The 12188-nt window shown below is 48.7% G+C and carries 12 protein-coding genes; 8 read left to right on the top strand and 4 right to left on the bottom strand.

Annotated elements, in window-relative coordinates; all coding sequences use genetic code 11:
- Positions 1-47 precede the first annotated feature (47 nt).
- The 8 genes from panB (at position 48) to cbiB (ending at position 6243) form a co-directional block, all read left to right on the top strand.
- On the top strand, positions 48-866 hold the full coding sequence (gene panB / locus HQ48_RS06705) for a 3-methyl-2-oxobutanoate hydroxymethyltransferase (RefSeq protein WP_044232633.1): 819 nt from the start codon (positions 48-50) through the stop codon (positions 864-866).
- Positions 867-908: 42 nt separating this feature from the next.
- Positions 909-1538, top strand: a complete 630-nt coding sequence (locus tag HQ48_RS06700) for a trimeric intracellular cation channel family protein (protein ID WP_044232631.1) — start codon at positions 909-911, stop codon at positions 1536-1538.
- A gap of 17 nt (positions 1539-1555) precedes the next feature.
- Complete coding sequence (locus tag HQ48_RS06695; protein ID WP_044232628.1) at positions 1556-2584, top strand: acyltransferase family protein; 1029 nt, start codon at positions 1556-1558, stop codon at positions 2582-2584.
- Between the two features lie 23 nt (positions 2585-2607).
- Complete coding sequence (locus tag HQ48_RS06690) at positions 2608-3171, top strand: nitroreductase family protein (protein ID WP_081969752.1); 564 nt, start codon at positions 2608-2610, stop codon at positions 3169-3171.
- 16 nt (positions 3172-3187) lie between these two features.
- Positions 3188-3994, top strand: coding sequence for a Rossmann-like and DUF2520 domain-containing protein (locus tag HQ48_RS06685; protein ID WP_044232625.1), 807 nt, complete (start codon positions 3188-3190; stop codon positions 3992-3994).
- A 9-nt stretch (positions 3995-4003) separates the two neighbouring features.
- Positions 4004-4525, top strand: a complete 522-nt coding sequence (locus tag HQ48_RS06680; RefSeq protein ID WP_044190505.1) for an HAD family hydrolase — start codon at positions 4004-4006, stop codon at positions 4523-4525.
- Positions 4526-4556: 31 nt separating this feature from the next.
- Positions 4557-5138 carry a Maf family nucleotide pyrophosphatase gene (locus tag HQ48_RS06675; RefSeq protein WP_044232623.1) on the top strand — a complete coding sequence of 194 codons (582 nt, stop codon included), beginning with the start codon at positions 4557-4559 and terminating at the stop codon, positions 5136-5138.
- Positions 5139-5280: 142 nt separating this feature from the next.
- Complete coding sequence (cbiB, locus tag HQ48_RS06670; RefSeq protein ID WP_369794303.1) at positions 5281-6243, top strand: adenosylcobinamide-phosphate synthase CbiB; 963 nt, start codon at positions 5281-5283, stop codon at positions 6241-6243.
- 19 nt (positions 6244-6262) lie between these two features.
- Here the strand turns inward: cbiB and cls are convergent, their stop codons facing one another.
- The 4 genes from cls to HQ48_RS09515 form a co-directional block, all read right to left on the bottom strand.
- Positions 6263-7708 (bottom strand): cardiolipin synthase, encoded by a 1446-nt coding sequence (cls, locus tag HQ48_RS06665; protein WP_052409010.1) that lies wholly within the window; start codon positions 7706-7708, stop codon positions 6263-6265.
- A 26-nt stretch (positions 7709-7734) separates the two neighbouring features.
- Positions 7735-9255: a right-handed parallel beta-helix repeat-containing protein gene (locus tag HQ48_RS09065; protein ID WP_052409009.1), complete on the bottom strand. Its 1521-nt coding sequence runs from the start codon at positions 9253-9255 to the stop codon at positions 7735-7737.
- A 93-nt stretch (positions 9256-9348) separates the two neighbouring features.
- Positions 9349-11856: a glycoside hydrolase family 2 TIM barrel-domain containing protein gene (locus HQ48_RS06655; RefSeq protein ID WP_044232616.1), complete on the bottom strand. Its 2508-nt coding sequence runs from the start codon at positions 11854-11856 to the stop codon at positions 9349-9351.
- A gap of 147 nt (positions 11857-12003) precedes the next feature.
- Positions 12004-12188: hypothetical protein (locus tag HQ48_RS09515; RefSeq protein ID WP_235300208.1), on the bottom strand; the 185-nt coding region annotated here is incomplete at its 5' end.

Genomic DNA, 12188 nt, shown 5'->3' with positions numbered 1-12188 from the left:
GTCGGCATATCCCGCCCTAGGGCTATTGCATATTAGATACATCATCAATGTCTAAACATCAAGCAGACGGCAAGAAAGTAACCACACGCCGCCTGATAGCAATGAAACAAGCGGGAGAGCGCATCGCTATGCTCACCGCCTACGACTATACAATGGCCAAGCTGGTCGATGCCTCGGGTATAGATATGATCTTGGTTGGCGACTCTGCTGCTAACGTCATGGCTGGTCACAGCACAACGCTCCCGATTACACTGGATCAGATGATCTACCACGGGGCATCGGTCGTGCGAGGGGTAAAGCGTGCCATGGTCGTGGTAGATATGCCCTTTGGCTCCTATCAGACTAGCCCAATAGAGGCGGTACAATCTGCGGTGCGTATTATGAAAGAAACGGGAGCCGATGCTGTCAAACTCGAGGGAGGCTCCGCCGTCTATGAGGCTATTCGACTTATTGTGCAGGCTGGTATTCCCGTAGTTGGTCACCTTGGGCTAACGCCTCAATCAGTACATCAGTTCGGGGGCTACAACCTGCAAGCCAAAGAAGATGCCGCCGCCCACAAGCTACTAGAGGAGGCAGAAACACTAGAGCGCCTAGGTTGCTGTGCATTGGTGCTGGAGAAGATCCCAGCTGTACTAGGCAAGCAAGTAGCAGATAGGCTAGAAATACCTGTAATCGGCATCGGGGCTGGTGTAGACGTAGATGGTCAAGTTTTGGTGCTACAAGATATGCTAGGATTAGACGAAGGCTTTAGCCCCAAGTTCCTAAGGCGATTTGCTCTCCTTGGGGAAGCCGTCACATCGGCTATTGGCGAGTATGTAGATGCCGTTAAGGACAGCACTTTCCCCAACCAAAATGAATGGTACTAATCATCAGGCATCACTGCAATGGATATTAACCAAATAGCGAACATGAACGACTTCGTCGCATGGTGCGATTACCTCGGGACGTTTGCATTTGCTATCAGTGGCATTCGATTGGCCGCTTCCAAGGGCTTTGACTGGTTTGGTGCCTACGTTGTAGGTATGGTAACAGCCGTAGGCGGAGGAACACTTAGAGATATCATGATTAACGTGCCTCCTTTTTGGCTCCTCCAACCTTCTTACCTAATCATTACGGGGCTTGCTCTATTCTTCACTATTGCTCTACGTAAGCAGGTTGTCCGTGCCAATCACTCACTATTCTTTTTCGACTCTGTCGGGCTAGGGCTATTCGTGGTCGTGGGTATTGCCAAGACTTTCGAGGCGGGCTTCCCATGGTGGGTCGGCATCGTGATGGGGACAATAACGGGTTCGTTTGGTGGACTCATTCGCGATATTCTCATCAACGAGGTGCCTCTTATTTTCCGCAAAGATTTCTACGCCCTAGCTTGTTTCTTCGGTGGAGCTATCTATGTCGCCTTGATGACTTGGACTGGATTGTCCGTACCCATTATCCAGTTCATTTCAGCCGCAGCAGTACTTGGGCTACGAATACTTGCGGTCCTCTTCCACTTCCGTATTCCGACTTTTGAAGCAACGGAAGACACTCAAGAGGCATAGTAAAATAACAATTGTATATGCAGCACAACACTTACCTCCCACACGTAGACATCCTCAAGGGGATTGCCATTCTCCTTGTTATCATGGGGCATATCTTCATTTTCGGGCTTGACTATGCTCGCTCCCCTATCTTTAGTATGATTTGCAGCATCCATATGCCTCTATTTGTGATGCTCTCTGGGATCCTTTCGGCTCGTCCAATACAATTCACGGGTGAGAAAGTCATTAAGTACTGGACGAAAAAATCTATTCAGTTACTACTACCACTAATCATTATACCTTATTTCTACGCACTCACTGCCGAGATTAGTACCGAACAAATGCTTTTTAGCCTTTACCACGGAGGCTACTGGTTTACCTTTTCTCTATTTTTGATGTTCATACCATTTTTCTTTTTCAGATGGACGGTAATAATAATGCGAGCAGAGGACAAGCCATATCGAAGTTTTTATTTGGCTACCATTAGCATAGGGATAGTCATCGTAATCGATACATTACTAACAAAATCATCTCCCGAGATATATAATACTCTCAGCTGGAGGCATATCAACTGGTTATATCCCTATCTACTCTTCGGGTACTTTGTAGGAAGATTTTATTGGTTAGAGGATTTTATCAGACGGCCATTAGTGGTAGCATTGAGCTTCCTATTATTCATGGCTCTCCTGTACATCGAATACAATGGCTACAAACCATGGAAGGGTTATCCGATGTCTATTGCAGGGCTGATATTCGTGTATGGAACGGTTCATACAGCTATCCAAAAGTATGATGCTCTCAGTCATCCCATATACAGAGCTCTCAAACTACTAGGACAAGCGAGCTTACCTATCTACTTGACCCACTACTTCTTTCTTTTCTCAATGCCACATGTATCTGAGTATATTCTTAGCATTACGAGTAAAATAAGAGCTCTGACTTGGGAAATAGTAGTAGTCACACTCGGATCTCTCGCCGTACTTATCCCGACACTCTTGGTCGTCTATCTCGTACGTCAAAATAGAATACTATCTCTCATACTATACGGCGAACAACGCAAACAATAATTTTTTAATATAAAACTTCAATTATGGAAAAAGAAATCAAGGTAATGGATGCGATTCGCACTCGCCGAAGCATCCGCATATACCACCCAGATCGCGCTCTGAGCCCAGAGCAAGTACAGGTAATTATGGAAGCTGGGCTACGAGCTCCCTCTTCGATGAATCGGCATACCACTCAATTCGTATTGGTTGAAGACAAGAATACTCTAGAAGCTTTGAGCCATGCCAGAGAGAAAGGTATCGCCTTTCTCAAAGATGTGCCTCTCGCTGTTGTAGTACTTGGATCACCGATGGAGTGTCAGCAGTGGCTTGCCGATGCTAGTCTAGCCATTGGCTATATGCAGCTGCAAGCTTGGGAGCTTGGCATCGGGTCTTGCTGGGGAGATATCCATGGTAAGGTTACTCCTAGCGGTCAAGATGCAGCCGAGTATGTTCGCAAGATACTAGACATACCTTATCAGTTAGAAGTTTTGGCTGTTTTGGGCTTGGGCTATGTAAATGGCGATGCCCCCGAACGCCCAACAGAGAGTCTCAAGTGGGAAAAGATACATTTGGGTAAATATCAAATACCTAGGGAGGATAAGGAATAAAAGCTATTGGGCATTTATGGAGCGTAAACTCAAGGTCGTCCTCTTGGGCACGGGCAACGTCGCCTATCATCTGGCCAAACGCCTAGACCAAACAGAGGATTTCGTACTCATACAGATCTACGGTCGTCGTCTAGAGAAAGCTCGTGAGATGGCCGATGCAATGGACTCTCAGCCTGAAGCTATAGATCAGACCAGCGAGATCGTTCTAGATGCCGACTACTACATTTTCACTATATCAGACTCAGCTCTCCCTGCTGTATGGAGAGATATGCCACCCACTTCTGGCATCTGGCTCCATACGGCTGGGAGCGTTCCTCTATCCACTATGTTGCCCTACCATACAGCCTCTGGCGTTCTCTACCCACTACAGACCTTCAGCAAGGAGCGGAGGTTGGACTGGTCCAGTCTACCAATCTACATAGAGGGAGCCAACGAATTCGTTAAGAAGCGAGTGGAGCATTTGGCTTCCGTTCTCTCTTCCGTGGTTTACGAAGCGAGTAGTGAGCAGAGGCAACAGATACACCTAGCAGCTGTACTAGCATGCAACTTCGTCAATCATCTTTTTACCTTGTCGGAGGATTGGATGCTTAGGCATAGTCTTGAGCCTAAAGCCCTGCTGCCTTTGATAGAAGAAACCGCAGCCAAAGTCAAAGTAATGACAGCTCGAGAGGCGCAGACTGGCCCTGCCAAAAGAGGAGATGAAACCACAATGCTCAAACACCAAACGATGCTCTCCGAAGTAAACCCCAATCTGGCTAAGCTATACCAAATGCTGAGCCAAAGTATCGGACAGATGTACCTCAAAAATGCAGCTAACGATTAATAGACAAAGATGAGCAGTATTCCTTTTGACCTAAAAAAAGTCAAAGCATTCGTCCTTGATATGGACGGTGTGGTGAGTGCCACAGTCAGCCCCGTAGACATATCGGGGATGCCGATGCGTACCGTTAATGTAAAAGACGGATATGCTATGCAGTACGCAGTCAAGCGAGGCTATACAATCGCGGTCATCTCTGGCGGACAAAGTGATGCGATGCGTATGCGCTTCGAGCAATTAGGCGTCCAATATATCTATATGCGCGCCAAGGATAAGGTGGAGAAGCTAGAGGAGCTAGAGCAACTCTCCGGCATTACTCGCCAGCAAATGGTTTATATTGGCGACGACATCCCCGACATTGAGATCATGCGCCTAGTGGCTTTACCCTGCGCTCCAGCCGATGCAGCTCCAGAAGTCAAGCAAGTGGCTCGCTATATCTCCCTATGTGATGGCGGATATGGCGTGGTACGTGATGTAATAGAACAAACGCTCAAGGCCAACGATCAGTGGGATCTCGGAGAGGGGTTCGGCTGGTAATATCCAATTAAAGATTCATTTACCAAGTAGTATGTGGGAAAATCTGAATAAGTATGACATCATCTTGGGGTCACAATCTCCTCGTCGTGTGGAGCTATTAGGAGGACTGGATATTACCTTCAGGCAAGATGCTATGGCCGACCTAGACGAGAGCTACCCAGATCAATTGGCTCTAGAAGCAATCCCCGAGTATCTCGCTGTGCAAAAAGCGGGTGCGTATAGTCCTCGCATGAATCGTAACACACTCCTCATTACGGCGGATACAATCGTGCTACTAGGCGATGAAGTGCTGGGCAAGCCCCAAGATCTATCCGAAGCCAAAAGTATGCTCCATAAGCTAAGTGGACAGGAACACCGAGTTATCACGGGTGTTTGCGTGCAGACACAGGAGCGATGCGAACGTTTCTCTTGTACAACACTAGTAAGGTTCGCACATCTTACTACAGAAGATATAGATTACTACATCGAGCATTATCGCCCTCTAGACAAGGCAGGAGCATATGGCATACAAGAGTGGATTGGCTATAGAGCAATCCAATCAATTGAGGGATCTTTCTATAATGTTATGGGGCTTCCTGTGCATCGGCTGTCGTCAATCCTAATGACTTTCTAAGTCTGATATGAGATACTCTCTACATCTTCTGCTTACTTGCCTTTTGGGCACCTTAGCCGCTATCGGATTAGCTGTTCTAGCAATCCTAATCAACCCGTCGCTATCTTCTGGTCTAAAGAGTAGCTTATACTGCTTGGTAGCTTTGGCTATAATACATGGCTATATACTAGACCGCTGGTATGCCGACCCTACGAGGTGGCACCCAATCGTCGGCATGGGCAATGCTATAGCTTGGGGAGAGCATCGATTGAATAAGGGAGCTAATAAACGGCTAAAAGGAGCCGTCTACAATGGCGGACTAGTCCTAGCCACTTTCTCTGTCGCACAAATTCTGGTTGAACTCATACATCCGCTAGGTTTCTTTATAGATAGTACTCAAGAGGTTCTATGGATTTGGGCCCTTTACTTCATTTGTACGAGCCTGATCTCTTTCCTGATGCTCTCGGGGACAACACTCGTCCGGGAGGTTGAGCTAGTCTTTGAGGCCCTGCAGACTTCTCTAGCGAGAGGGAGAGAGCAAGTTGGCCGAATCGTTGGGCGAAATACACAGAGCCTAAGCGAGCAGGAGGTACGTACTGCGGCACTAGAGACCTTGAGTGAGAACCTCAGTGATGGCGTCACTGCTCCCTTATTCTGGTGGGCGCTACTCGACCTTCCCGGCATGGTCGCATACAAAATGATCAACACACAAGACTCCATGGTGGGCTACAAGAACGAGCGCTATGCCGACTATGGCTATTTCTCCGCCAAACTAGACGACCTAGTCAATTATATTCCAGCTAGGCTAACGGCTCTGTGCATGCTCATCGTAGCAGGCCGCCTAGATCTTGTTGGCTTCGTCTGGCGCAACGGACGCAAGCATCTCAGCCCCAACTCTGGCTATCCAGAGGCTGCTCTAGCAGGCATTCTAGACTGCCGCTTCGGTGGCCCTCACGATTACTTTGGCCAGACGGTAGACAAACCATTTATCGGGGAACATGATCGAGAGATCACACATGAAGACCTAGACGTTGCGATACGTATCAACCGCCGTAGCGAGGTCATGATGCTAGGTCTAGCCATAGCCATCAGGCTGACTATTTTCTCCATTTGCTTTAGATTCTAACTTTACTTTAGCTTCTCCTCTAAAGTAGAGGAGCAAAGAGCCTCATAACAGACTCCTGCACCTTACGCCTAGCACCTCTAGACGCCCAAACTTCTCTATCCAAGATCCTACAACTCTGCTTGTCTTGCTCGAATAGCTGCTCCAGCTCTAGAGTCAGCTGTCTGTCATAGGCAATACCTGTGATCTCGAAGTTGTGCTCCAAACTCCGGAAGTCCATATTGGCCGAACCAATCGCCGAGATCTCGCCATCGACCATCATGAGCTTGGAGTGTAGAAATCCCCCTTCGTATTGATATATCCTAACTCCTGCCTCGAGCAGATCGGCGAGATAAGATGCCGTAGCATACGTAGCAGCCCGAGAGTCTGTACGAATAGGGAGCATCAACTCTACTCTAATACCCGAGAGTGCTGCTGTAATAAGCGCACTATTGAGCCCATCGGTGGGCAGGAAATAGGGCGTTTGAATGCGGATCTGCTCCCTAGCATGATGTATCATGGAGATAAAGGCCTGCTCTATGGTAGGCCACTTGCTGATAGGCCCTCCAAGCACAAGTTGAATACACCTATGAGGCTGCAGACTAAGACTCTCGTAGTGCCCATAGTAGCGCTCCATATTGAGCACACGCCTAGACACACTATACCAGTCTAGTAAGAAAGCACTCTGCAAAGCTCCGACAGCCGCCCCCTCTAAACGAAAATGGGTATCTCTCCACTTACCCAAATGGTTGCCCGTAAGATAGCGTTGAGCAAAATTCATTCCTCCGACATAGCCAATACGTCCATCAATGACAGCGACCTTGCGGTGATTGCGATAATTCACCGTACTAGATAGTAGCGGAATAGCCACACGCATAAACGGATAAATCTGTATCCCGTGCGCCTTCATCTGCTTCCACCTAGCCTCTGGCACATCGTACGAGCCAAGGAAATCATAGATAATACGTACCTCTACGCCAGCCTCTGCACGCTCTATAAGCAGTGCCTCTAGGCGATCAAAAAGATCGTCGGCATCAAATATGTAGGCTTGCAGATGAATGTGTTCCTCCGCTTGGCGTATATCCTCGAACATACGTGCATACATCTGCTCTCCCCATGCGAATATCTCACTACTACGTAGCTCCAAGAGTGGTGCATCACCCGAGTGCTCAAGCAGACTAATTAGCTTGTGCTTATCCTCGAGCATGGTTTCTGTAGTAGTTAGGTATCTGGGAACCGAAAGCTGATAGGGCGCTCGCATCAATCGCCGATAGAAGCGCTTACTTAACCTATACAGCCTGCGCTGATCTTGCCCAAAAAGCACATAAGCCAGTAGTCCGATTAGGGGAATGAAGACGACAATCAAGACCCAAGCCGAGGCTTTGAGTGGGTTGCGATTTTCGCTCAAAACCGTACCCACTACTCCAAGTACTGTGACGAAGTAGAAGACTACAATCAGCCAAATAATTGTCAGGTTGTACGAATCCATCACATAGTAGCTTTTACCCTTCCAATCTATGATTTGGGCTGATACTCATAAGCCCCATAGGTCATGGGCGTAGATCTAGATCTGCCATCTAGGTCTGTGTATCCTTGGTTATCTTGGCTCTGATGCACAAAAGGAGCTCTAGACCGAGGACGAAAATCGAAAAAATAGTCCCTACGCTTCTGTGCATCTACGCCCAAGGACATATACAGACTATCGGGCTGCATCTTGGGGTCTGTATAAATGATTTGCTCGACCCTACACCCCTCTCTTGAGCTGTAGTCGATGGAGCGCAGATAGCTCTCCCGCAGTATAACCTGCTCCTGCTTCACCGGAGCTACTAGAGAGATGTCTAGCTCTCCTCCCGTGGCGGACTTATCAGCCTTCGTCGCTAAACGCATAGAACCATCTACAACGCAGTGCCGCAGATACAGGGCACTACCTGAAATGCCCTTGACGATACGGTCTCGATCGACTGCATTTCGATAAACAATAGCTGCACCAGCACGAATACCGGGCCATGGGTAATAATTGATGATGCTTGACCGCTCTATCTCATACCGACCACCAGAGAGAGAGAGGCACGAGGCGAGTGTGTTGGAGATCTCACTATCATGGATCTTGTGTAGTCCTCTATTGGCACTAATACCTACTCCGCTGATATTATGAAGACGACAGTGGTCGAGCCTTAATACAGTCTCATCGTTGGCACTCTCTCGCTCCTGCATATAAATCCCCCACTTACTATTGGTCAAATGAAGTCCCTCTAGGTCTGCCGTAGCAGACGAACCCAAAATAATGCCTCCCCATTGCCCAGCAACTCGTGTGTAGGGAATACGTGGCAAAAACTGATCCCAACGCAGGCTACCGATACGTACTGGTTGATCTGCACTAGCTTTGACCTCCAAGCGGCCATTAATCCTCATATATGCGTCCGACGACATCAAGACTCGAGCTGGAGGCTTAATAAGAAGTCTGACTCCGGGCTCGACTACAATGCTATCCTCTATAAGCAGAGCCCGTGGTGAAGCAAGCTCAGTGTCTGCAGTAATATGGAGCACTTGTAGCCGCTCCACGTTTAGTCTAACGGCGATAATAGGGATATAGCGCTCTCTACCCGTCTGTTCCTCTATCATAATGGAGTCCTTGACCTCGGTCGGCAGATCTGAAGAGCCCTCTGGGAGCAAGGCACGCACAAAAACAAAAACACTATCTCGAGGGGCAATCTCTAGATTACCGAAGCTGGTACCTGCTCGGCCATCTACATTCATCTGATAACCTCGCTCCTGTCCTCCTCTAAGGGCGATACGTTTGAGCCGAATGGTCTGCTTACTCGGATTATAAATACGTAGATTGTAGGTCGAGGACAGATGTAGAGAGGGCAGCGTGTCCATCTGTATGGTGTCTGCCGAGAGAGAATAGCTATACCCATCTCGTGCCTGTGGTATAGGGAATAGGTCCCGTTGATCTCCACAAGCCGATAGTGCACCGAGCACATAGACGAGAGGTAGTAGCCCAGCTAGAGTATAGAGCGTCTTACGAGCATTCATAATAACGATGAAGTCCACCTTGGGGACGCCCCCGAGGTAGACTTCAAAACTACTAAATAATTACGAATTAGGACTCAAGTAACCCTAGGTAGGCTACTTGGTGCGAATGGTGATGCTCGCAGACTTCACACCCTTGGCCGATGCCGTGAAGGTAATCTCTCCGGCACGCTCTCCACTCTCAACAAGAGCGGTAAGCATACCCGAGAAGAGGTGATGCTGTGGCTCGTGGAATAAGTCGAGAGAAGCTGGATTGCCAGAGGCTGCTGCTCTAAATCGACCAGCTCCCTTGACCTTGAAGTTAATCAAGCGCTGATCATTGGGGATAAGGTTACCGTCCTTATCCACGAGGCGAACCGTCACGAAGGCAATATCCTTACCATCAGCCTTGATCTCTCTGCGATCGACCACGAGTTCCAGTCTATCGGGCTTGCCAGCAGTGCGGATCTCCTTAATCTCTGCCGAGCGACCGTCCTTGCCGTATGCCACGACCTGTACCACACCCGGCTCATACTTCGTATTTAGCCACATCAGACGATAGCGCTTCTGGCGTGTGAAGTTCTTCTTGTCCTCATCATTCTCAGTCGCATCAATGCCAATGCTCGGATCTTTCTTGAGCTTACCTTGGCTCTTGCCATTGATGAATAGCTCTGCCTCTGGGTAGCTGGTGTAGACAAAGATCGGAGTTACCTGTCCTTCACGACCCGGCCATGTCCAGTGAGGGAGTATGTGTAGTGTAGAGGCCTCCTTATTCCAATGGCTGCGATAGAGATAGAAGCGATCCTTGGGGATACCCGCTAGGTCTACGGCTCCGAATAGAGAGCTGTGGCTGGGCCAATCGCTATAGTAGGGTGTTGGCTCGCCGATGTAGTCGAAGCCCGTCCAGATAAACTCACCCATGGCCCATGGTAGGTCATCATGACGTATCCAATCGTCCTCTGGCAGGTTGCTCCAGCCGCAGTGCTCCACATCGTAGCTAGAGGCTTGGTGATCGGGATACTTGGCCATACTTTTCCGCTCCACGGGGAATTTATACACCCCACGAGAGCTGAGTGTAGAGGCTGTTTCGCTACCGAGAATGAAGCCCTGTGGGAGTACACGATGCGCCGTGTCGTACAGATGTGGACGATAGTTAAAGCCCGGCACCTCCATGACGGCAGCCATACCATTCTTGATTACCGATAGAGGACTATCCATACCATTGGTTACTGGACGAGTTGGGTCTTCTCTATGGCAGATATTCTGTAGCGTATAGGCACGCTTAGAGCCATCGGGGTGCCACTGCTCACTCACTTCGTTACCGATACACCACATGACTACCGAGGGGCTGTTACGGAACTGATGGAGCAGATTGACCAAATCCTTCTCATACCAGTCGTCCCAGTACAGGTTGTATCCGTTGGGGACCTTGGGTATGCGCCAGCTATCGAAGCTCTCAGCCATGACCATCATACCCATTTCGTCACATAGGCGAACGAACTCAGGTGCAGGCATGTTGTGGCTCGTGCGGATTGCATTAACGCCCATATCCTGCATGATGCGTATCTGCCTGCGGTAGGACGCCTCATTAACCACAGCGCCCAGAGGGCCTTGGTCGTGATGCAGGCAGACCCCTTGGAACTTAACCTTGCGACCATTGAGGTAAAAACCCTCATTCTGCACCATCTTGATGGAGCGAATACCAAAAGTAGTCGTATCACTATCGAGGAGTTTATCCCCCTGACGTAGCTCTATGGCGTACTTATATAGGTGTGGCTGTTTGATATCCCACAGCTTAGGCTTGGGGGCAATCAGATGACCACGATAGACCGAGTCCCTATTGTGCTGGCTGAAGTAGCCAGATGCGCCAGTCTTGTAGACGACACGCCCCGACGGATCTATCAGTGAGGTAATCACATCAATCTCGCCTTGACCAAGGGTTGAGAGGTTGCGTACCACAGTACGTACCTCTACACGAGCATACTCCTCCTCAATGATCGGCGTCTGCACTTGGTTACCCCAGTGTGCAATATGTATATCGTTGGTAATCTCAAGATGCACATTGCGATACAGCCCTGCCCCCGGATACCAACGGCTACTCTCGTGCTTATTCTCAAGGCGAACAGCCACTACGTTCTTACCTCCAGCATGTACATAGGGGGTAATATCGAAATAGAAAGAATTGTATCCATAAGGCCAGTAGCCTACTTCTTGGCCATTGACATAGACACGAGCCTGACTCATCGCTCCATCGAAAATGAGCTTGACACGCTTGCCCGACAAGTCATTGGGCAGCTCCAAGCTACGTCGGTACCAGCCCACCCCAACGAAGGGTAGACCTCCCGTACGCCCCGCATGCTCCATGGCCTCCTTCTGGCCATCTTGGGTAATAGCGAGGTGTTGCTTGTCATTGTCGAAGCTGAATGGACCATAAATTGCCCAGTCGTGAGGTACACGGACGCTCTCCCACTTACGATCATTGAAATCTAGACGCATAGAGGCGGGATCATCGGCACGAGTAAAGCGCCAGTCCTTCTCCAGCGTCTGATGAATACGCTGTGCCGAAAGCGAGGCTACCGACATAGTCGAGCCCAGCAGTACGGCATAGAGAGTTTTTAGGTTCATGAATACTGTACTATATAATTAGGGGTTGATAATTTCTTCGTCTTGCGAACCCAAAGATACCACATTGCGCCGAAGTTTCATACTTCTCTCATTACTAACGAGCGATAAACTAAGTTTTAATCTTTTCTGTTAAGGTTTGCAAACGAATTATTCCTTATTTGGGACAAGCAAACCAATCAGAGAAAAAGCCCTTCTGCACCTTATTCTCCAAATTGAGACCGTTGCATGGCATTCTGCCTCTTTTCGGTTAGAAACGTTGTATATATCTCTGATTATTACTATCTTTAATATGTAATTAACTGTATCGACATGGCAACTAAACCAACCGAACA

Origin of the sequence: Porphyromonas sp. COT-290 OH3588 (genome assembly GCF_000769075.1) — a bacterium.
Taxonomy (GTDB): domain Bacteria; phylum Bacteroidota; class Bacteroidia; order Bacteroidales; family Porphyromonadaceae; genus Porphyromonas.
This window is presented reverse-complemented; position numbering and strand designations above follow the sequence as displayed.

What these genes read in the sequence shown, in the direction of transcription:
- cls (WP_052409010.1), bottom strand. Translation starts at nt 7,708, where the DNA reads ATGGATTCGTACAACCTGACAATTATTTGGCTGATTGTAGTCTTCTAC.
- HQ48_RS06655 (WP_044232616.1), bottom strand. Translation starts at nt 11,856, where the DNA reads ATGAACCTAAAAACTCTCTATGCCGTACTGCTGGGCTCGACTATGTCG.
- HQ48_RS06700 (WP_044232631.1), top strand. Translation starts at nt 909, where the DNA reads ATGAACGACTTCGTCGCATGGTGCGATTACCTCGGGACGTTTGCATTT.
- panB (WP_044232633.1), top strand. Translation starts at nt 48, where the DNA reads ATGTCTAAACATCAAGCAGACGGCAAGAAAGTAACCACACGCCGCCTG.
- HQ48_RS06695 (WP_044232628.1), top strand. Translation starts at nt 1,556, where the DNA reads ATGCAGCACAACACTTACCTCCCACACGTAGACATCCTCAAGGGGATT.
- HQ48_RS06685 (WP_044232625.1), top strand. Translation starts at nt 3,188, where the DNA reads ATGGAGCGTAAACTCAAGGTCGTCCTCTTGGGCACGGGCAACGTCGCC.
- HQ48_RS06675 (WP_044232623.1), top strand. Translation starts at nt 4,557, where the DNA reads ATGTGGGAAAATCTGAATAAGTATGACATCATCTTGGGGTCACAATCT.
- HQ48_RS06680 (WP_044190505.1), top strand. Translation starts at nt 4,004, where the DNA reads ATGAGCAGTATTCCTTTTGACCTAAAAAAAGTCAAAGCATTCGTCCTT.
- HQ48_RS06690 (WP_081969752.1), top strand. Translation starts at nt 2,608, where the DNA reads ATGGAAAAAGAAATCAAGGTAATGGATGCGATTCGCACTCGCCGAAGC.
- HQ48_RS09065 (WP_052409009.1), bottom strand. Translation starts at nt 9,255, where the DNA reads ATGAATGCTCGTAAGACGCTCTATACTCTAGCTGGGCTACTACCTCTC.